Consider the following 511-nt stretch of genomic DNA (forward strand, 5'->3'; position numbering starts at 1 on the left):
CGATGGATGGATTAAGATCATCAAATCTAATTCTCAATTCGATGGCATGACTTTTCAAGATCAACTCGATAAAGATGGAAATTTAATTGCCATTAAATGTGCTATTCGTCTCAAAGGCATTCAAGACCCTATCGAAGTCACCGAATATTTAAACGAATGCAAACAAAAAAGTGATACTTGGCAAAAATACCCTGCTCGGATGTTACGTCATAAAGCAACCATACAATGTGCTCGTTATGCTTTCGGTTTCTCCGGTATTTATGAAGAAGATGAAGCCGATCGTATTAATGAGATCAATCAGATAAACGAAAATAAACCAATCTCTCATGACATGCTGGAACAAATCAAAGAATTAATGGACCAAACAAAAACAGAAGAAAACAATGTCCTCTCTTTTATAAAAGTAAAGAGCCTTACGGATATGTCTTATCAACAAGCGCAAATCGTTTTAGACGGTTTAAAGAAAAAACAACGCTTGCAAATGACTGAAACACAACAATCACTCCCACAG

General features: G+C 35.8%; 1 protein-coding gene. It reads left to right on the forward strand.

Going from position 1 to position 511, the window contains the following annotated elements; all coding sequences use genetic code 11:
• Nucleotides 1-511: recombinase RecT (locus BN338_RS10665; RefSeq protein ID WP_039762707.1), on the forward strand; the 511-nt coding region annotated here is incomplete at both ends.

This window comes from Bartonella queenslandensis AUST/NH15 (genome assembly GCF_000312585.1).
Classification (GTDB): domain Bacteria; phylum Pseudomonadota; class Alphaproteobacteria; order Rhizobiales; family Rhizobiaceae; genus Bartonella; species Bartonella queenslandensis_A.